General features: G+C 74.1%; 17 protein-coding genes. 9 read left to right on the forward strand and 8 right to left on the reverse strand.

All coding sequences use genetic code 11. The features are described 5' to 3' along the window. Positions 1-14: 14 nt before the first annotated feature. The gene (locus ACIQ8B_RS29270; protein WP_403550897.1) at positions 15-299 is read left to right on the forward strand and encodes a pyridoxamine 5'-phosphate oxidase family protein; all 285 of its coding nucleotides are present in this window, start codon (positions 15-17) and stop codon (positions 297-299) included. Here the strand turns inward: ACIQ8B_RS29270 and ACIQ8B_RS29275 are convergent. Then, positions 277-2,883, reverse strand: a complete 2,607-nt coding sequence (locus tag ACIQ8B_RS29275) for a CHAT domain-containing protein (protein ID WP_403550900.1) — start codon at positions 2,881-2,883, stop codon at positions 277-279. The two genes, ACIQ8B_RS29270 and ACIQ8B_RS29275, sit on opposite strands and share 23 nt — an antisense overlap. Before the next feature lie 126 nt (positions 2,884-3,009). On the opposite strand from ACIQ8B_RS29275, the gene ACIQ8B_RS29280 reads away from it, so the two are divergent. Genes ACIQ8B_RS29280 through ACIQ8B_RS29290 form a run of 3 tightly spaced genes read left to right on the forward strand, consistent with a single transcriptional unit; the run spans position 3,010 to position 5,569 of the window. Beyond that, positions 3,010-4,443, forward strand: a complete 1,434-nt coding sequence (locus ACIQ8B_RS29280; RefSeq protein ID WP_403550902.1) for a S8/S53 family peptidase — start codon at positions 3,010-3,012, stop codon at positions 4,441-4,443. A gap of 59 nt (positions 4,444-4,502) precedes the next feature. Continuing rightward, positions 4,503-5,078 carry an RNA polymerase sigma factor gene (locus ACIQ8B_RS29285; RefSeq protein WP_106416139.1) on the forward strand — a complete coding sequence of 192 codons (576 nt, stop codon included), beginning with the start codon at positions 4,503-4,505 and terminating at the stop codon, positions 5,076-5,078. Continuing rightward, positions 5,075-5,569, forward strand: a complete 495-nt coding sequence (locus tag ACIQ8B_RS29290) for a hypothetical protein (protein WP_403550904.1) — start codon at positions 5,075-5,077, stop codon at positions 5,567-5,569. Before ACIQ8B_RS29285 ends, ACIQ8B_RS29290 begins: the two co-directional genes overlap by 4 nt. A gap of 160 nt (positions 5,570-5,729) precedes the next feature. Here the strand turns inward: ACIQ8B_RS29290 and ACIQ8B_RS29295 are convergent, their stop codons facing one another. The 3 genes from ACIQ8B_RS29295 to ACIQ8B_RS29305 form a co-directional block, all read right to left on the reverse strand. Beyond that, positions 5,730-6,521 (reverse strand): N-formylglutamate amidohydrolase, encoded by a 792-nt coding sequence (locus ACIQ8B_RS29295; protein ID WP_403550906.1) that lies wholly within the window; start codon positions 6,519-6,521, stop codon positions 5,730-5,732. Positions 6,522-6,674: 153 nt separating this feature from the next. After that, on the reverse strand, positions 6,675-8,894 hold the full coding sequence (locus tag ACIQ8B_RS29300; RefSeq protein ID WP_106411300.1) for an NADP-dependent isocitrate dehydrogenase: 2,220 nt from the start codon (positions 8,892-8,894) through the stop codon (positions 6,675-6,677). Between the two features lie 172 nt (positions 8,895-9,066). Then, complete coding sequence (locus tag ACIQ8B_RS29305) at positions 9,067-10,164, reverse strand: mechanosensitive ion channel family protein (RefSeq protein ID WP_403550908.1); 1,098 nt, start codon at positions 10,162-10,164, stop codon at positions 9,067-9,069. Positions 10,165-10,585: 421 nt separating this feature from the next. Here ACIQ8B_RS29305 and ACIQ8B_RS29310 point away from each other — a divergent pair, with 421 nt between their 5' ends. Continuing rightward, positions 10,586-12,460, forward strand: a complete 1,875-nt coding sequence (locus ACIQ8B_RS29310; RefSeq protein WP_403550910.1) for an ABC transporter ATP-binding protein — start codon at positions 10,586-10,588, stop codon at positions 12,458-12,460. Between the two features lie 182 nt (positions 12,461-12,642). Here the strand turns inward: ACIQ8B_RS29310 and secD are convergent, their stop codons facing one another. From secD to ACIQ8B_RS29330, 4 genes are all read right to left on the reverse strand, one after another. After that, positions 12,643-14,961 (reverse strand): protein translocase subunit SecD, encoded by a 2,319-nt coding sequence (gene secD / locus ACIQ8B_RS29315; protein ID WP_403550913.1) that lies wholly within the window; start codon positions 14,959-14,961, stop codon positions 12,643-12,645. A 63-nt stretch (positions 14,962-15,024) separates the two neighbouring features. Continuing rightward, a complete protein-coding gene (locus ACIQ8B_RS29320) occupies positions 15,025-15,456 on the reverse strand; it encodes a hypothetical protein (RefSeq protein ID WP_403550915.1) in 432 nt (143 codons plus the stop codon). Beyond that, positions 15,453-16,136 carry a response regulator transcription factor gene (locus ACIQ8B_RS29325; RefSeq protein WP_106411296.1) on the reverse strand — a complete coding sequence of 228 codons (684 nt, stop codon included), beginning with the start codon at positions 16,134-16,136 and terminating at the stop codon, positions 15,453-15,455. Before ACIQ8B_RS29325 ends, ACIQ8B_RS29320 begins: the two co-directional genes overlap by 4 nt. After that, positions 16,133-17,110, reverse strand: a complete 978-nt coding sequence (locus ACIQ8B_RS29330; protein ID WP_106411295.1) for a sensor histidine kinase — start codon at positions 17,108-17,110, stop codon at positions 16,133-16,135. The genes ACIQ8B_RS29325 and ACIQ8B_RS29330 overlap by 4 nt, the downstream gene beginning before the upstream one ends. Before the next feature lie 271 nt (positions 17,111-17,381). Between ACIQ8B_RS29330 and ACIQ8B_RS29335 the strand changes: the two genes are divergently transcribed. The 4 genes from ACIQ8B_RS29335 to ACIQ8B_RS29350 are packed head-to-tail and all read left to right on the forward strand — an operon-like array spanning position 17,382 to position 19,587. After that, complete coding sequence (locus ACIQ8B_RS29335) at positions 17,382-17,708, forward strand: TraR/DksA C4-type zinc finger protein (RefSeq protein WP_106411294.1); 327 nt, start codon at positions 17,382-17,384, stop codon at positions 17,706-17,708. Between the two features lie 45 nt (positions 17,709-17,753). Continuing rightward, positions 17,754-18,122 carry a TraR/DksA C4-type zinc finger protein gene (locus ACIQ8B_RS29340; protein ID WP_106411293.1) on the forward strand — a complete coding sequence of 123 codons (369 nt, stop codon included), beginning with the start codon at positions 17,754-17,756 and terminating at the stop codon, positions 18,120-18,122. Beyond that, positions 18,119-18,922, forward strand: a complete 804-nt coding sequence (locus ACIQ8B_RS29345; protein WP_403550918.1) for a rod shape-determining protein — start codon at positions 18,119-18,121, stop codon at positions 18,920-18,922. The genes ACIQ8B_RS29340 and ACIQ8B_RS29345 overlap by 4 nt, the downstream gene beginning before the upstream one ends. Positions 18,923-18,963: 41 nt before the next feature. After that, positions 18,964-19,587: a hypothetical protein gene (locus ACIQ8B_RS29350; RefSeq protein ID WP_403550920.1), complete on the forward strand. Its 624-nt coding sequence runs from the start codon at positions 18,964-18,966 to the stop codon at positions 19,585-19,587. The last annotated feature ends 190 nt before the right edge of the window (positions 19,588-19,777 follow it).

Raw genomic sequence — 19,777 nt, forward strand, 5'->3', positions numbered from 1 at the left:
GTGTTCCCCGGGACGTGACCAGACGGCCGGGACCCCGCTCCCTCTGCGACGACGCCCTCTCCCAGATGCTCGCCGGCGGGCTGTTCGGCACGCTCGCCACGGTGAGACACAGCGGCCACCCGCACTTGAGCACGATGGTCCACCACTGGGACCCCGACGCCCGCGTGCTGCGGTTCTCCACGACGGCCGACCGTGTGAAGGCCGCCCACCTGCGCCGCGACCCGCCCGCGACCGAAGAACCCGCCGCCCGGCCTGTCCGTCACGCCACCGCCGTCCTCACGCCGCTCCGAACGCCGTGAAGGCCCACCCCGTGGCCCGGTGCAGGGCGTCCGGGGGGAGGGCCGCCCGGGCGTCGCGGAGGGCCTCCGGGAGGGGGAGGCCCGCGGCCAGGCCCTCGTGCAGGGCGAGCATCAGGGGGACGACCGCCGCGTCGTTGACGGGGGCGCTGCACGCCACCACGCCCGCCGTGCCCAACGGCAGCAACGCCGTGACCAGGCCGAGGAGTTCGTCCGCGCCGACCGTGGCGAAGCGGGCCGTGTCGCAGCAGGACAGGATGATGCGGTACGGACTGCGGCCGAGCCGTTCGAAGTCGTGCACGATCAGCGGGCCGTCCGCCATCCGCAGGGAGGAGAACATCGGGCCGTCCGTGCGGAACGCGCCGTGCGCCGCGATGTGCGCCAGTCCGGCCCCGTCCAGCTCCGCGAGCACCCGCGGCACCGTCGCGTCCCGGTGCTCCAGCACCGTCGCGCCGCCGTAACGGGCGGCCAGCCGGGTCACCTCCGCGCCGCCCGTGGCGAGACCCGGACCGCGCACCAGCACCTGGCGTCCGCCGCGCGGCGGACGTGTCTCCCGCGCCCGCAGCCAACTGCTCGCCGACGGCGACACGCTGACGACCCGTTCCCGCAGCGACGGCAGCAGCGCCCACGGCACCCGGTGCAGCCGCCCCGGCGGCACGATCACCACCGGCCCGTCGCCCAGGTGCGCCGCGGCGGGCCCCAGCAGCAGCTCCTCCAGCCGTCGGCCCGCCGCCTCCACCACCGGAAGCCGCGCCTGAGCCCCCGGATGGGCCAGCCGCCGCAGCCCCGCCTGCACATGCTCGGCCTCCGTCTCGGCCGCCGCCAGCGGCCCCGCCTCGAACCGGCGCACCCGGCCCTGCCCGCACAGCAGCACCTGCACCCGCCCGTCGACCACCGCCAGCTCCACCAGCCGCACGCCGTCGCCCAGACGCTCCAGCAGACGGCCGGCGTCGAAGCGGGTGTCGTCGCCGGACGCCTCGCCCCGCATGTGCAGGGTGCGGGAGCGGATCGCCCGCTCCAGACGCCGCTGCTCCCGCTCCAGGGCCGGCACCGGCCTGCCCTCCATCCGGGCCTCCTCGGCGCGGGCCGCGATCTCCCGGTACGCGGTCATGTGACTCAGCAGCTCCGGGTCGGCGGGCGGCCGCGTCGGCGGCGCGGACAGCGCGGTGGCCCGCCAGCGTTCGCTCCACACCAGCAGCCGCCGCGGCCCGCCCGACCGCAGGGCGGCCTGCTGCGCCAGCGCCGCCAGCTCCGCGCCCTGCGCGGTGGCCCGCGCCCGCAGCTCCGACGCGCCCAGCGTCATCCGGTGGTCGTCCAGCACGTCGAGCCCGCGCCGGCACGCCTCCAGCACGCCCCGCGTGGAACCGGCCGCCCGCGCGCGCAGCGCCTGCGCCGCCCAGCCCGTCATCCGCGCGAGCGGCGGCCCGCCGCGCCGGCTGCGCGCGGCCACCGCCATGTGCCGCTCCGCGTCCGCCGTCCGGCCCAGGTCCAGCGCGATGCGCCCGGCCAGCAGGAACGCCTCCGGGGCGGCCGGCGCGCCGAGTTCCGCCAGCCGCTCCGCCACGGCCGCCGCGTCCGCGACCAGCCTGCCCGACCTCTTCCCGGCCTCGTGCCGGGCCCCGGTCAGCACCAGCCGGGCGTGCGCCTCCCACCAGGTGCGCCGCTGCCCCGCGAACAGCCGCACGGCGAGTCCCGCCCGCGCCATCGCCGTCCCCGGGTCGTCGGCCTGCCGGGCGGCCCGCGCGGCCGCCAGCAGCAGCTCCGCCTTGCGCGTCGACTGCCCGCCGATGGAGTCCAGTTCGGCGATCGCCGTGTCCGCCTCGGCCAGCGCCTCCGCCGCCAGACCGGCGGCCATCAGCACCTCGCAGCGCCGGATGCTCAGCATGAACGTCGGCGTGCCCAGCTTGGCGTACCGCTCCTCCGCCTCGTCCAGCAGCCGCAGCGCCGCCGGGACGTCACCGGAGCGGAAGGCGGCCAGCCCGCGGCTCTCCACCGCGTCCGCCTTGTCGTGCTCCTGGTCCGTGACCGCCCACAGGTCCTCCGCCGACGCGAAGTCGGCCTCCGCCCGCTCCACCGCGCCCAGTGCCAGATGCACCGTCGCCCGCAGCGTCAGCGCCCGCGCCGTCCAGATCACGTCCCCGGCCTGCCGCAGCACCGGAACGGCCCGCCGTACGTCCTCCAGGGCCTCCTTGTGATGGCCCAGCACCCACCACGCGTACGCCCGCCGGAACAGCACCCGGGCACGGGTGTGGCCGGTGCCGCGCCGCACGCCCCGGCCCAGGGCGTCCAGGCCCTGCCGGGTGCGCCCCGAGTGCACCAACGCGACCCCGAGGGTGGCGAGGACGTCCGCCTCCCGGTCCGCCGAGTCCGCCCGCGCCGCCCAGTCCCGCGCCCTGCGCAGATGACGCAGGGCGAGCCGGATGTCCCCGAAGTCCCGCTGCCAGATGCCGATCACCTGGTGGGCGACGGAGGCGTGCAGGGGAGCCGGGCGGTGGCGCAGCACGGACTCGGCCCGGGTCAGCGCCTCGTTCGGGGCGGCGAACACCAGCGGAAGGAGGTCCTGCACCGCGTCGCTTCCCGCTGTCACCTCCCCGATGGTAGTGGTCCGCGCCCACGCCTCACAGGTACGGCGTTGTATCAAGGGACGGCCCGGAGACTCTTCTTCACGACAGCTCCGCGGCTCCGGCCCCCGTCGCCCAGTGGAGGACACGCCATGCCACCCCAGCGCTTCCGTGAGCAGTTCCGGCAGATCCAGCGCTCCATGCCGGACGTCCCGCTGGCCGTGGGACCCGACGACACCGGGGAGTTCCTCTACGAGAAGGGCGTCGTCCTGGCCCGGGAGGGGGAGGAGGCGCAGGTCGTCGAGGACACCGTGCGCGGTCACTTCACCACGTTCGCCGCCGGCGTGCCGGACCGCGTGCGCCGCCTGGGCCCCGCGGCCAACCGCTCGGGCGTCGTCCGCATCCGGGTGTCCGACCCCGGCGAGGGCGACGCCGGCGGCGACCCGGCCGTCCAGGGCGCGTTGCGCGCGCTCGCCGCGGTGGAGGGCCGCGCCGGACGCCGCATGGTCAGCCGCAACCACGTGGTCCACATCGCCGTCAACGCCTGCCCGGGCGACGAGCCGGTGCCCGTGGCGCGCGACGCCCTGCCCAACCCGGGCGTGGCCGGGACCGACGGCGACCCGGCCGGGGACGCCGCGCGGGTCCTGGTCGTCGACACCGGGCTGATGCACGACTACCGCTCCTACCCGCCGCTCGCCCGCACCCGGGGGGACGCCCAGGTCGCCGAGTGCGACGACGACGGGATCCTCCAGCAGTACTGCGGCCACGGCACGTTCATCGCCGGACTGGTCGCCGCTGTCGCCCCGCACACCGACATCACCGTCAGCGGCGCCCTCAACGACGCGGGGGCGGTGCTGGAGCACGAGTTCGGCGAGAAGCTCTTCGACGCCGTCGACGCGGGCGGCTGGCCGGACGTCCTCAGCCTCTCCGCCGGCACGTCGAACGGCCGCACCGACGGCCTCCTCGGCGTCGACGCCTTCATGCGCGAACTGCGCGCACGCCGCACTCTGTTGGTCGCCGCCGCGGGCAACAACGGCAGCGCCACGCCCTTCTGGCCCGCCGCCTACGCGGACCTGCCCGGCTACGAGGACGCCGTGCTGTCGGTCGGCGCGCTGCGCGCGGACGGTGAGTCCGACGCCTGCTTCAGCAACCACGGCGCCTGGGTGAGGGCGTACGCCCCCGGCGAGCGGCTGGTCAGCGCCCTCACCGGCTTCGGGTCGCCCGTGCCGTACGTGTACCAGCACTCCACCTACGACGCCTGCCGCTACGGCTTCGACTACGCCTGCACCTGCCACCACCCGCGCCACACCGGCGTGCTGAGCGAGGACGACGGGTCCGCCAAGCCGGACCAGGTGATGTTCGAGGGGCTCGCCCAGTGGAGCGGCACCTCGTTCGCCACCCCCGTCGCGGTCGGCATGATCGCCTCCCACATGACGGCGCGGGGAGAGCGTGACCCGCGCGCGGCCCGGCGGCAGCTGATGGACTGCGTCGACGCGTTCGTGGACGTGCGCGGGGCGCGCAAGCCCGCGCTGCTGCCGCCCACTTGGCGCCCCGTACGCGTCCCGGCGCCCGCCGCGCGGCCATGACGACCGGAACCATGCCCTCCACGGCGTACCATGACGTGCCGTACACGAGGGGTGGCACCGTGGAGCGTTCGGAAGTCGGCGCGTTGGTCCGGTCCGCTGTCGACGGCGACGCGGCGGCCTGGAAGGCGATTGTGGAAGGGCTCGGCCCGCTGGTCTGGTCCGTGGTGCGCGCGCACCGGCTCTCGGACGCCGACGCCCACGAGGTCTACCAGACCGTGTGGTTCCGCTTCACCCAGCACCTGGACCGCATCCGCGAGCCGGAGAAGGCGGGCTCCTGGCTGGCCAGCACCGCGCGCCACGAGTGCCTGAAGGTGCACCGCGACGCGCGGCGGCTGGTCCTGACGGACGACCCGCGGCTGCTCGACACGGTCAGCGAGGACGGGGAGCCCGAACAGGCGCTGCTGGAGACGGAGGAGGCCGCCGCGCAGGGGGAGCGGGTGCGGCGGCTGTGGCAGGCGTTCGAGGAACTGGGCGAGAGGTGCAGGCAGTTGCTGCGGGTGCTGATCGCGTCGCCGCCGCCCAGTTATCAGGAGGTGTCCGCCGCGCTCGACATCGCGGTGGGCAGCATCGGGCCGATGCGCCAGCGCTGTCTGCGCCGGCTGCGGGCCCGGCTGGAGACACGGGGGACGGCATGAGCGGCATGGGCGACGGCATGGGCTACGACGACGGCGCGGGCTTCGACGACGGCCCCGGCGCCGACGAGGAACTGCTGGAGGAGGAGCTGCGGCAGGCCGCGGCCGTCCTGGACCCGGTGCCGGCGGCGCTGCTGCAGAGCGCCGTCGACGCGTTCGCGCTGCGCGACCTGGACGCGCGGGTCGCCGAGCTGACCTTCGACTCGCTCGTCGACGCGATTCCCGTGCGGGGCGCGGCGGCCGTCCCGCGCATGCTGACGTTCGGCGCGGGCGAGGTGACGCTGGACGTCGAGCTGACCGAGGAGGGTCTCATCGGCCAGGTCCTGCCGCCGGGCCCCGCCCGCATCGAGGTCCTGGACGGCCCCCGCCCGGCCGCCACGGTCACCGCCGACGACATGGGCCGCTTCACCGCGGCCACGACCCCGTCCGGACCGTTCGCCCTCCGTCTGCACACGGCCGACGAGGTCGTCATGACGGAGTGGCTCCGCGCCTGACCGGCCTGCCGACGCGCCCCGGCCGCCTGGACGAGGCCGCCCGCGGCCTCGCGCCGTGCAGCCCGGGTCGACGGCAGCCCGGGTCGACGGGTGGCCCCGGGCGGCGGGTGTCCTCAGGCGTCCCGTCCAGCGGCGTCCCGCCACGCGGCGGGAGGCCGCCTCACACCGCGTCGATCAGTGCCGCCAGCGCCAACGCCAGGCGGGGCAGGCCCTCGTGGGCGGGGCCGCCCGGTTCCGTCATGTAGGTGTCCCGGCGGATCTCCACCATCAGGGCCGACACCTCCGCCCGTGTGCCGTAGAAGTCCAGCGGTACGTAGGTGCCGGCGAACGGGCTGTCCAGGCCCGTCTCCCCGCACGGCGCGAACGCCTCGCGGGCGGCGGTGAGGAGGGCGGGCGGGGTGTGGAAGGAGTCGGTGCCGAGGCACACCGCGGGGCGCGGCCCGTCACCGTGGAGCTCGTACGGCAGCGGGGCGCTCGGGTAGGAGTGGACGTCGACGATCACGCACCGCCCGGTCGCCGCGAGCCGGTCCGCCACCGCCTCCGTCATCGCCCGCGCGTACGGGTGGAAGTACCGCTCGACCAGTGGTTCCGCGTCGAAGCCGCCGGGGCGCAGGACGTCCTTGTGCGTGGTCCGCGTGTAGACCGCGCCCATGCCGACCGCGAGCATCTCCTCCCGCTCGTCGGGGAACCGCTCCGGGTCCACGACCAGCCGCGACAGCCGGTTGACGAACCGCCACGGCGTGACCCCGGCCGCCCGGGCCGCCTCCTCGGCGATCACCGCGGTGTGCGCGTCGGTGATGTGGTCCAGCTCCCGCTCCAGCGCGGGGTCGTCCAGGACGATCCCGGGCCGTACGTCCACCGGTATCTCCCGCGCCGAGTGCGGCACGTGGAGGATCACCGGGGAGGCGGGATCGCCGGGAAGGAGGTCGAACGAGGGTGGCACGACGGTCATGCGCTGCTCCGAAGGTGCTGTCGGTGGTGTACGGCGATCAAGGTGCCACACGCCACTGACAACGGCCCCCGGGCCCGGCCCCGGGGCAGGGGAGACGGCTCCGCCCCGGCCGGGCGGGTCGCCGGCCGGGGCGGAGCGAGGGGGGCGTCCGGGTCAGCTCAGGGACGCCAGCAGCTCGTTCCACGTGGTGGACGGGCGCATGACCGCGGAAGCCTTGGCCGGGTCGGGCTGGTAGTAGCCGCCGATCTCGGCCGGCTTGCCCTGGACGGCGTTCAGCTCCTCGACGATCTTCGCCTCGTTGGCCGCGAGGCTCTCCGCGAGCGGCGCGAACGCCTTCGCCAGGTCCGCGTCCTCGGTCTGCGCGGCCAGCTCCTGCGCCCAGTACAGGGACAGGTAGAAGTGGCTGCCGCGGTTGTCGATGCCGCCGAGACGACGGGTCGGGGACTTGTCCTCGTTGAGGAAGGTCGCCGTGGCGCGGTCGAGGGTGTCGGCGAGCACCTTGGCGCGCGCGTTGCCCGTGGTGGCCGCGTAGTGCTCCAGCGACGGCACCAGCGCGAAGAACTCACCGAGGGAGTCCCAGCGCAGGTAGTTCTCCTTGACCAGCTGCTGCACGTGCTTCGGCGCCGAGCCGCCCGCGCCCGTCTCGAACAGACCGCCGCCCGCCATCAGCGGGACCACCGACAGCATCTTGGCGCTGGTGCCCAGCTCCAGGATCGGGAACAGGTCGGTCAGGTAGTCGCGCAGCACGTTGCCGGTGACCGAGATGGTGTTCTCGCCGCGGCGGATGCGCTCCACCGACAGCTTGGTCGCCTCGACCGGGGCGAGGATCCGGATGTCCAGGCCCTCGGTGTCGTGCTCCGGCAGGTACTGCTCGACCTTGGCGATCAGGTTGGCGTCGTGCGCGCGGGTCTCGTCCAGCCAGAAGACGGCCGGGTCGCCGGTGGCGCGGGCGCGGGTGACGGCCAGCTTCACCCAGTCGCGGATCGGCGCGTCCTTGGTCTGGCAGGCGCGGAAGATGTCACCGGCGGACACGGCCTGCTCGATGAGGACGTCGCCGTTCTGGTCGACCAGGCGGACGGTGCCGGTGACGGGGATCTCGAAGGTCTTGTCGTGGCTGCCGTACTCCTCGGCCTTCTGCGCCATCAGACCGACGTTCGGGACCGAGCCCATGGTGGACGGGTCGTAGGCGCCGTTGGCGCGGCAGTCGTCGATCACGGCCTGGTAGACGCCGGCGTAGGAGGAGTCCGGGAGCACCGCGAGGGTGTCGGCCTCCTGGCCGTCGGGGCCCCACATGTGGCCGGAGGTGCGGATCATGGCCGGCATGGAGGCGTCGACGATGACGTCCGAGGGGACGTGCAGGTTGGTGATGCCCTTGTCGGAGTCGACCATCGCCAGGTCCGGGCCCTCGGCGAGCTCGGCGTCGAAGGACGCCTTGATCTCGGCGCCCTCGGGCAGGCTCTCCAGGCCCTTGTAGATGCCGCCCAGGCCGTCGTTCGGGGTGAGACCGGCGGCGGCGAGCTTGTCGCCGTACTGCGCGAAGGTCTTCGGGAAGAAGGCGCGCACCACGTGGCCGAAGATGATCGGGTCGGAGACCTTCATCATCGTGGCCTTCAGGTGCACGGAGAACAGCACGCCCTCCTGCTTGGCGCGGGCGACCTGCGCGGCGAGGAACTCGCGCAGCGCGGCGACGCGCATCACGGAGGCGTCGACGACCTCGCCCTTGAGGACGGGCACCGACTCGCGCAGCACGGTGGTGGAGCCGTCGTCGCCCTTGAGCTCGATGCGCAGCGCGCCGTCCTCGGCGATCACGACCGACTTCTCGGTGGAGCGGAAGTCGTCCTGGCCCATCGTGGCGACGTTGGTCCTGGACTCGGCCGTCCAGGCGCCCATGCGGTGCGGGTGGGCCTTGGCGTAGTTCTTCACCGAGGCGGGGGCGCGGCGGTCGGAGTTGCCCTCGCGCAGGACCGGGTTCACCGCCGAGCCCTTGACCTTGTCGTAGCGGGCCTGGATCTCCCGCTCCTCGTCGGTCTTCGGGTCGTCCGGGTAGTCGGGCAGCGCGTAGCCCTGGGCCTGCAGCTCGGCGACGGCGGCCTTGAGCTGCGGGATCGACGCCGAGATGTTCGGCAGCTTGATGATGTTGGCCGCGGGCGTCTTCGCCAGCTCACCGAGCTCGGCGAGGGCGTCCGGGATGCGCTGGTCCTCGGTGAGGTACTCCGGGAACACGGCGATGATGCGCCCGGCGAGCGAGATGTCCCGCGTCTCCACGGCGACACCCGCCTGGGAGGCGTACGCCTGGACCACCGGCAGGAAGGAATACGTCGCCAGGGCCGGGGCCTCGTCAGTGTGCGTATAGATGATGGTCGAGTCAGTCACCGGGTGCTCCGCTCCACGTCTGCAACATTGCTCGACATCAAGATATCTTGTGACGGCTTCTGGCTCGACAGGGGTCCGCGCCGAATTCCGCGGGAGCGGCCCGCCGGGCCCGCCTTCGTACCCGCGGGCCCGGCGGGCCGCAGCGCCCTACGTCCGCCGCGGCCCGCCGCCGTCAGACCGGCCGGGCGGTGGTCATGTCGTCCGGGACCGCCGATCCGTCCCGCTGGGACGGGATCAGCACCGTGCCCTGCTGGAGGGCGACCGTCCGGGCGGGGGACGGGATGCGGATGCCCTCCTCGCGGTAGCGGCGGTGCAGCCGCTTGATGAACTCGTGCTTGATCCGGTACTGGTCGCTGAACTCGGCCACGCCCAGGATCACGGTGAACCCGATGCGCGAGTCGCCGAAGGTGTGGAACCGCACCGCCGGCTCGTGCTCCGGCACCGCCCCGGTGATCTCGGTCATCACGTCGGCGACGACCTCCTTCGTCACCCGCTCCACGTGCTCCAGGTCGCTGTCGTAGGACACGCCGGCCTGGACCAGGATGGTGAGCTGCTGCTGGGGCCGCATGAAGTTGGTCATGTTCGTCTTGGCGAGCTGGCCGTTGGGGATGACCACCAGGTTGTTGGACAGCTCGCGGACGGTCGTCTGGCGCCAGTTGATGTCCTCGACGTAGCCCTCCTCGCCGCTGCTCAGGCGGATGTAGTCGCCCGGCTGCACGGTCTTGGAGGCGAGGATGTGGATGCCCGCGAAGAGGTTCGCGAGCGTGTCCTGGAGCGCCAGCGCGACCGCCAGACCGCCCACGCCGAGGGCGGTGAGCAGCGGGGCGATGGAGATGCCCAGCGTCTGCAGCCCGATCAGGAAACCGATCGAGAGGACCAGGATCCGGGTGATGTTCACGAAGATCGTCGCCGACCCGGCCACGCCGGACCGCGACTGGGTGACCGAGCGCACCAGGTCCGCCACGACCCGGGCGGCCGCCACGCTCGCGACGAGGATCACCCCCAGGGTCAGCACCTGGTTGACCGTGTGCTGCACGGCCCGGGTCAGCGGCAGCGCCGCCGCCGCGGAGGCCGCCCCGGCCGCGACGGCCGCCCACGGCGCGACCGTGCGCAGCGCGTCCACCAGGATGTCGTCGCCGCGCCAGGCGGTGCGCTCGGCGTGCCGGGCCAGCCAGCGCAGGACCATGCGGAGCAGGAACGCCGCCAGGAAGCCGGCGGCGAGGGCGATTCCGGCGTGCACCAGATCGTCCACGGTGAGGGAGCGGGTCACCGCTCACCCCCCGCGCACCCCTGGGCCGACGGCCGTGTCTCCTGGGCCGAGGGCCGTATGTGATGTCGTGTCACGTGATGTCACCTGCTCGAGGTATACGGGATCCACTGGTGCCGCACCCGCGTCGACCTGCGGTGGGCACCGTCGCTCATCCTGCCGTATGCAGAAGGGCAGTTCGTACCACGTGGCGGGTCACGAGCGGTCCTGCGGCCGGTCTCACCACCCGTCGGACGGGGTCGTGCCGGCCGGCCCGGACGCGAACCGGACCGCGCCCTCCGGACTCTCCGCCGACACCGCCGACACCGCCGACACCGCCGACGCCGCCGCCCCGTGCCGGAGTCCGGCCGCCGTCCGCGAGCCGGGGCGGCGGGGCGGCCGCGTCCTTGACCTCAATCATGGTTGAGGTTCTAGCGTCGCCGTCATGAGCATGGAGACCACCGCGTGGGCGCAGCTGCGCAGCGTCATGACCGCCGAGGACGAACGCCGGCCCGTCACCCGGGACACCCTGCGCCGGATCGGCGCCTTCGCCCGCCCGCACCGCCGCAAGCTGATCCTCTTCCTGCTGCTGGGCACGGCGACCGCGGCGCTCGCCGTGGCCACCCCCGTGCTCGCCGGGCGCGTGGTCGACACCGTCGTGTCCGGCGGGGACCCGGACACGGTGGTGCGTCTGGCGCTGCTCATCGCGCTGATCGCGGTGGTGGAGGCGGCCCTCGGCGTGCTGGGCCGACGGCTGTCGGCGGCGCTCGGCGAGGACCTCATCCTGGGGCTGCGGACGGCCGTCTTCGACCATGTGCAGCGGATGCCGGTCGCGTTCTTCACCCGTACCCGTACGGGAGCGCTCGTCTCCCGTCTCAACAACGACGTCATCGGCGCCCAGCGGGCGTTCAGCACCACCCTGTCCACCGTGGTCGCCAACGTCGTCACCCTGGTGCTGACCCTCGGCGTGATGCTGACCCTGTCCTGGCAGATCACCCTTCTGGCGCTGGTGCTGCTGCCCGTGTTCGTGGTCCCGGCCCGCCGCATGGGCCGCCGTATGGCCGGCCTCCAACGCGAGGCCGCCGCCCTCAACGCGGCCATGGGGACGCGGATGACGGAGCGGTTCTCCGCGCCCGGCGCCACCCTGGTGAAGCTGTTCGGGCGGCCGGAGGAGGAGTCCGAGGAGTTCGCGGTGCGGGCGCGGCGGGTCCGCGACATCGGCGTACGGACGGCCACCGCCCAGACGGTGTTCATCACCGCGCTCACCCTCGTCTCCGCCCTCGCCCTCGCCCTGGTCTACGGCCTCGGCGGCCGGCTCGCCCTGTCCGGCGCCCTCGACGCGGGCGCGGTGGTGGCGCTGGCGCTGCTGCTGACCCGGCTGTACGCGCCGCTGACCTCGCTGGCCGGGGCGCGGGTGGAGGCGATGAGCGCGCTGGTCAGCTTCGAGCGGGTCTTCGAGGTGCTGGACCTCGACCCGCTCATCCGGGAGAAGCCGGACGCCCGCGAGGTGCCCGAGGGGCCGGTCGCGGTGGAGTTCGACGACGTCCGCTTCGGCTATCCGTCCGCCGACAAGGTCTCCCTGGCCTCCCTGGAGGAGGTCGCCACCCTCGACACGCGCGGCGGCGAGGAGGTGCTGCACGGCATCTCCTTCCGCGCCGAACCCGGGCAGACCGTCGCCCTCGTCGGTTCCTCCGGCGCCGGCAAGTCGACCGTCGCGGCCCTGCTGCCGCGGCTGTACGACGTCGACTCGGGGGCGGTGCGGGTGGGCGGCGTCGACGTCCGCGAGCTGAGCGCGGCGTCGCTGCGGGACACGGTCGGGATGGTGACCCAGGACGGTCACCTCTTCCACGACACCGTCCGCGCCAACCTGCTGCTGGCCCGGCCGGACGCGGACGAGGCCGAGCTGTGGGACGCGTTGCGCCGGGCCCGCCTGGACACGCTGGTGCGGGCGCTGCCCGACGGGCTGGACACGGTCGTGGGCGAGCGGGGGTACCGGCTCTCCGGCGGGGAGCGGCAGCGGATGACGATCGCGCGGCTGCTGCTGGCGCGGCAGCGGGTGGTCGTCCTCGACGAGGCGACCGCTCACCTGGACAACACCTCGGAGGCGGCGGTCCAGGAGGCGCTGGGGGAGGCGCTGGAGGGGAGGACGGCGGTGGTGATCGCCCACCGCCTGTCGACCGTGCGGGCGGCCGATCTCATCCTCGTGGTCGAGGGCGGGCGCGTGGCCGAGCGCGGGACGCACGAGGAGTTGCTGGCCGCGGGTGGGCGGTACGCGGAGCTGTACCGGACGCAGTTCGAGGGGGAGGCGGCGGTTGTGTGAGGTGGCGCGTGGGCGGGAGTGTGCGGGTGGGCGGGGGCCGGTCGCGCAGTTCCCGCGCCCCTTCGGGCGTTCGCGCTGTGGGGATGGTGCGGGTGGGTGGGGGGTTGAGCGCGCAGTTCACCGCGCCCCTGGGGGCGCGGTGCCGCCGCCGGCTTTCCGGTCGGCGGCGGCACCGCGTAGGGCTACAGGCGTTCGCCCGTCGTCGCCGTGCGCTGCGGGCGCTCGGCGGTCCGGGTGGCCGCCTGCTTGCGGGAGCCGCCTGCGCGGCCCCGCTTGCGGCCGTCCTTCCCGCCGCCCGTGCGGGCGTCCAGCTCGATGGCGAGGGGAGACGCGGTCAGGACCGACGAGTACGTGCCGATGACCATGCCGATGAGCAGGGCCAGCGCGAAGTCGGTCAGCGAGTCGCCGCCCAGCAGGGCCAGCGCGGCCAGGATGAAGATCACACCGATACCGGTGTTCACCGTGCGTGGCACCGTCTGCAGGATCGCCTGGTTGGTGACCTGCGCCAGCGGTGCCTTGGCGTCCTTGCGCCACAGCTCCCGGATGCGGTCGAAGACCACCACGGAGTCGTTCACCGAGTAGCCGATCACCGTGAGCAGCGCCGCCAGGAACACGCCGTCGATCGGCTTGCCCAGCCAGGCGAACACACCGGTGAGGATCACCACGTCGTGCGCCAGCGCGGCCACCGCACCCGCGCCGAACATCCACCGGAACCGCACCGCCAGGTACAGCAGCTGCGCGGCGAGCGCGAGGCCGAGCGCGATCAGCGCGTTGCGCCGCAGCTCGTCGCCGAGGCTCGGCCCGATCAGCTCGTCACGGACCTTCTCCGCCCCGCCGCCGATCTCGGCGACGGTCTCCTCGACCTTGACCGCCTCCTCGTTGGTCAGCTCCTCGGTGCGCACCGTCAGGCCGCTGTCACCGGAGGACTGCACGACGGCCTGCGGGAAGCCGGCGTCGGCGAGGGCGGCACGGGCCCGGTCCGGGTCGACGGTCTGCTCGGTCGAGTACTCGATCAGCCGGCCGCCGGTGAACTCCACGCCGAAGTTCAGCCCGCGCACGAAGATGCCCGCGGCGGCGACGGCCAGCACCACGGCGGACATCGCCAGCCAGCGGAGGGGGCGCCGCATCAGCTGCGGGTCGCGCCGGGTGAGGTACGCGCGCACCCGGCCCACGGAGGCCAGACCCGTGATCCGGGGACGCCGGTGCACCCAGCGGCGCGCCACCGCGAACTCGGCGAGCACCCGGGTGATCACCAGGGCGCTGATCATGGACGCCAGCACACCGATGCCGAGCGTGACGCCGAAGCCCTTCACCGGGCCGGACGCCAGCACGAACAGCAGCGCCGCCGCGATCAGCGTGGTCACGTTGGAGTCGGCGATCGCGCTGAAGGCGCCCTTGAAACCGGCGGTCAGGGCCGAGCGGCCGCTGGGCCGGTTCCGTTTGGCGTACTCCTCCCGGGCGCGTTCGAAGACCAGCACGTTCGCGTCCACGGCCATGCCGATGGCCAGCACGAAACCGGCGAGGCCGGGCAGGGTCAGGGTCGCGCCGAGGGCCGCGAGACCGGCGTACGAGATCAGGCCGTAGCAGAGCAGGGCCACGATGGCGAGGAAGCCCATGAGGCGGTAGACGACCAGCACGAACAGGGCCGTGAGGGCGGTGCCGACGACGGCGGCCCAGGCGCTGGCGCGGATGGCCTCGGCGCCCAGCGTCGGGCCGACGGTCCGCTGTTCCACCGTCTCCACCGGCACCGGCAGGGCGCCGCCGTGCACGAGCAGCGCGAGCTCCTTCGCCTCGTCGGGGGTGAAGGAGCCGGTGATCTGCGTGGACCCACCGGTGATGCCCGCACCGCACGCCACCGACGGGTCGACCTGCGGCGAGGAGATGATCTTGTTGTCGAGCACGATGGCCACCCGGCGCTTCGGGTCGCCCGCCGGGTTGCAGGCGGCCTCACCGGTCAGCCGCGCCCAGCCCTTGCCGTCCTCGAAGTCGACGGTGACGTGCCAGCCGGCCCCGCTCTGCGGGTCGAAGCGGGCCTCGGCGCTCTTGACGTCCTGGCCGCTGAGCGCGGCCTTGCCGAGGTGCAGCCGCTCGCCCGCCTCGTCGGACAGCACGCGCTCGCCCTCCGGCAGCTTCTCGCCGCCCTGGACGCCCGGCCCCTCGACGGGATGGACGGAGAGCTGCGCGGTGCGGCCCAGCACCTCGGCCGCCTGCCGCGGGTCCTGCACGCCGGGCAGCTCGACGATGATCCGCTGGTCGCCGGAGCGGACGATGGTCGGTTCGGCGACGCCGAGCGCGTCGACCCGGCCGCGCAGCACCTCCAGGGTGCGGTCGGTGGCCTCGGCGTCGGCCTCGAGGGTCTCGGTGGAACGGGTCTCCAGCACGATCTGGGTGCCGCCCCGCAGGTCCAGTCCCAGACGGACCGGAACGGTGACGGCGACGAACACGGACACGGCGATCACGGCAAGCGCGAACAACGCCCTGATGCGGGCGGGACGTTTCACAGATGCCTCCAGTAAGGCGCGCGTGCCCGTCGGCGGGCACGCGGAAGGGGGGAAGGGGACGGCTCAGACGCTGGAGGCGGCGGGCGGCGCCCGTCCCAGATCCGCCGGGACGTGCGCGGCGGCCGGCGGCGCGTGACCGGCCGCGGGCGCGGGGCGCGCGGGCCGGGGCGGGACCCGCGGCGTGTGCGCGGGCGTGAACAGCAGCGGGCCGGCGGCGACGTTCCGCTCGCCGACGTCCCGTTCCGGCCGGACGAGCACGGTACGGGCGGCGACGTACCCCTCGTCGCTGTGCGGCTGCGTGCCGGAGGAGTACGTCGGCGTGCCGGGGGAAGCCGGGAAGTACGCGGGGGCGGCCGGGGCTCCCGCGACCGCCGACGCGGGGGCCGTGCCGGGGGTGAAACCGAGGGTCAGCAGAACGGCCGCGAACGCGGCCAGGACGGCCGCGGCGGCCTTCAGCGGAAGCCGGGCGGCACGGCCCGGGACGTGGACGGTCAAGGTTCCACGAGCCCCGCGCGGATGGCGTAACGGGTCAGCTCGAGCCGGTCCCGCAGCCCCAGCTTGTGCAGCAGGTTCTCCCGGTGCCGCTGCACCGTCTTGACGCTGATGAACAGCAGCTCCGCGATCTCCTTCGACGAGTGTCCCTCGGCGACCAGCTTCAGCACCTCCTCCTCGCGCGGGGTGAGCACCTGCTCGGGAGCCTCCTCACCGTGCCGTACCCGGTCCAGGTAGTTGCGGATCAGGGCCGTCACCGCCCCCGGGTACAGGAACGGCTCGTCCCGCATCGCCGCCCGGCAGGCGGCGACCAGATCACGGTCGGCGACGGACTTGAGCACGTAGCCGCCCGCTCCGGCCTTCAACGCCTGGAAAAGATACTGCTCGTTGTCGTGCATCGTCAGCATCAGGATGCGCAGGCCCGGCTTCAGCGCGGTCAGCTCCCGCGCCGCCTGCAGACCGGTCAGCCGCGGCATGGCGATGTCCAGCACCGCGAGGTCCACGTCATGGGTGCGGGCCATGGCGATCGCCTCGGCCCCGTCGCCGGCCTCGGCGACCACCTCCAGGTCCGGCTCCCGGTCGAGGATGAGCCGGACGCCGCGGCGCACCAGAGCGTGGTCGTCGGCGAGGAGGATGCGGATCGTGTCCGCGGGGCGGTCGGCGTGGATGTCCTGGTCGTTCATGACTGCTTCCTGACGGCCGGCACGGTCAGCCGGATTCGGGTACCGGTTCCTGTCCGGGAGACCACGTCCGGGCTCCGGACGTCCAGGGTGGCCCCGATCAGCAGGGCGCGTTCACGCATTCCGCGAAGTCCCGCGCCCTCCCGGGCGGCGCCGATGCCGCGCCCGTCGTCGGCCACCTCCAGCACGACACCCTCCTCGGTGCCGTGCAGCGTCACCTCCACGGACCGGGCCTCGGCGTGCCGGGCGGCGTTGGTCAGACTCTCCTGCGCCACCCGGTAGAGCACCAGCTCCGTCTCGTGGTCCAGGGCGGGCAGGTCCGGATCGAAGCGGCGCACCACGCGCAGCCCGGTGTGGGTGGAGAACTCCGTGGCCAGCGAGGTCACCGCGCTCACCAGGCCGAGATCGTCCAGCACCCCCGGGCGCAGCCGGCGCACCAGCCGCCGCACCTCGTCCAGGCTGCCGCGGGTGATCTCCTGCGCCTGCTGCAGCTCCTCGCGCAGCGGCTCCGACGCCTCGTCGGACGCCCGCTTCAGCGCCAGCAGCACGGCCGTCATGCTCTGCCCCACCTCGTCGTGCAGCTCCTGGGCGATACGGCGACGCTCACCCTCCTGGGCCAGGATGGCACGGGCGCTGCTCGCGGCGCGTTCCCCCTCGAGGCGCTCCAGCATCGCGTTGAAGGCGCTCACCAGCTCGGCCACCTCGCCGCCGCCGCGCACGGGCAGCCGCTGGCCGGGGCGCAGCAGGTCGACGGTGGTCATCAGCCGGGTCACGCGGTCCAGCGGGGCCAGACCGATGCGCAGCAGCGCCGCGTTGGCGACGAGCATCACGCCCAGACCGCCGACGAGGATCACCGCCTCCGTCAGCAGCACCGGCACGGACACGGTCACCGGAGCCCACAACAGCAGCGCCGTGGCGCTGCCGAGCACCACGGCGTTGAGACCGAAGATCCGCCAGTACAGGGACACGGAGGTCACGCCTTCCTCTTTCTCGTCTGCCTCTACTGTCGGTCACCGCGTCCCCTGATGCGGCAGCGACCCCCTGGTCCCGGCGGACACCGGCCAGCCTGCCCGGGGACCCCGGCCCGGTCGATGGGCCGCGCGCCCCATTTTCCGCCGGCCGCCGGGCCCATGCCGTACGGGGTGGGTCCTCGGACCCCGCACAGATGGGTCCCGCGCCCGATGGGAAGGCACGACGGCTCAGGTCATGGTGGAAGCGTCACCCCGTACATCCCCCAGGAGGAAACACGTGTCGCTCGACCTGCCCCGCACCGAACCCCGCACCGCGAACCCCGCCGCGGACGAGGTCCGCCGGCGTCTGGAGCACGCGCGGACCACCAGGCTCGCGCAGCTCAAGGCGCTCGACGAAACCGGGGACAGCCCCGGCGACCACCTGATGTCGAACCAGAAGGACGCGATCAAGGGGGTCCTCAAGGAGATCGACGAGGCCTTCGCGCGCGTCGAGGACGGCACCTACGGCACCTGCCTGGGCTGCTCGAAGCCGGTGCCGCCGGAGCGGCTGGAGATCCTGCCGCACACCCGGTACTGCGTCGGCTGCCAGCGCCGCGCGGCCTGAGACGCCCCCGTCCGTCCGTCCATCCCGCTCTGCCCGAGGGGTGCAGTGGTGACCCACCAGACCATCGGCGAGCACGACGAGATCCTCAGCGCCGAGGACCTCGCCGCGCTCCGTGAGAACCTGCACGAGCAGCGGCTGTTCCGCGAGGAGCAACTGCGGCAGTTCGCCACGACGAGCCGTGCCGACGACCGCCGCGTGCGCGAGGACGCCGCGCAGGTCGAGGTCGGCGTCAAGCTCGCCGCCTCGGCCCGCATGGTGCTCGCCGACGTCGAGGAGGCGCTGGCCCGGATGGACTCCGGGAGCTACGGCGTCTGTCACCTCTGCCGCCGCCCGGTCGAGCGCCACCGCCTGCTGATCGTCCCCCAGGCCCGCTACTGCGGGCGCTGCCAGCAGGTGCGGGAGGCCGGCCGGTGACCGTGGTCCGGCACCCCCGGCCGGCTCCCGTACGGCACCGGCACCGGCCGCTGTGCGGGCGCTGCCCAGGTCTCGCTCTCGACCTGGGCAGCGCCCGCACGCGCGCGTTCATCGCCGGACGGGGCACGGTCCTGGACGTGCCCACCGTGACGTTCCCCGGCTCGGGGGCCGTCCACCCCATCCAGCGCGGCACCATCGTCGACACCCCCGGCACCGCCCGCATGCTGGACCGGCTGCTCGGCCACCGGGTGCCGAGGACCGGCCGCCCGCTGGTCGTCGTCACCTCCCCGGTGTTCGACGGGCCGGCGTTCCGCACCGCGGCCCGCACGGCCGTGGAGGTGCTCCGCCCGCGCGCCGTCCTGACGGTCCCCGGCGCGCGGGCGGTCGCGCTGGCCGCGGGCGCCGACCACGTCCGGCCGCTGCTGGTGGTGGACATCGGCGCGCACCTCACCGAGGTGGTGCTGCTCGCCGACGGCGCGGTCACCGACGCCCGGCGCACCGCGCTGGGCACCGCCGACCTGTCCGACGGCACACCGCCGGAACTGATCACCGAGGCGGTGGTCGGCATGGTGACGGCGATGCTGCGGCAGGACCGCACCTCGCTGACCCGCACCGCGCTGCGCCGCGGCGTGCTGCTGGCCGGCGGGGGAGCGCTGCGCCCCGAGATCACCGGCGGTCTGCCGAGCGGCCTGAACTGCCCGGTGCAGCCCGTGCCGTCCCCGCACACCGCCGCCGTCCGCGGCGCCGCCGGCCTGCTGGCCGCCGCGCACCACCATCCGCCGGCCGACGGCGCCCTCTGACCCGACCTCTGCCTGCGACCGCTACCGGAAGGAGCCGTGACGTGGCGGGTGGGACACCCGTGGCACAGCCGCCCCCCGGTCCGCCCCCGCGCCCCCTGTTCTGGCGCTGGCGGTCCAACCCGCTGCGCCGCCGCACCGACAGGGTGCAGGCCTGGCTGGGCCTCGGGGTGCTGATCGCCGTACTGGCCGTGGCCCCCGTGGCCGCCGCCCTGGTGGGCGACGCCGCCCACCGGCACTACCAGGACCTGGCGCGCCACCAGCAGCAGACGCGCCACCTGACCGACGCGACCCTCGTCGCGGACGCCCCCCGGCACCCGGAGCCGGGCTCGGACGAGGAGAAGAAGACCCGCTACCCGGTCGAGGTCCGGGTCGTCACCCGAGAGGGACGGACCCGCGTCACCCGGGCGGAGGTCACGCCGGGGCTGACCGCCGGCAGCACCGTCCGTATCTGGATCACCGCCGAGGGCGAGGCGACCGGCGCGCCGCTGACCGGCAAGGAGGTCCGCAGCCGCACCGCGGGCTGGGCGCTGCTCGCCGCGATCGGCGTCACCCTCGCGGGGACCGCCGTGCACGCCGTGTCCAGGTTCGTGCTGCGCCGCCGCAACCTCGCCCGCTGGGACGCCGCATGGGCGGAGACGGCCCCGCGCTGGACGACGCCCACCTGACGCCGTCCCCCGGCCGTGAGCCGCCGGCACCGTCCCCGTGCCGACGGCTCACTTGTGTGCGCACGTGCTCCACGTCCACGGAAAAGTCCTACGAAAGTTTCGATCTGAAGCGGTCGGTCTTCGGAGGCGTGCCGAGCGATCATTCACTGCTTCACGGCCCGAGTGTCCGCGCTGGCGTAATGAGCTGGTT

The sequence above is a fragment of the Streptomyces sp. NPDC096105 genome, assembly GCF_044763335.1.
In the GTDB taxonomy this organism is placed as follows: domain Bacteria; phylum Actinomycetota; class Actinomycetes; order Streptomycetales; family Streptomycetaceae; genus Streptomyces.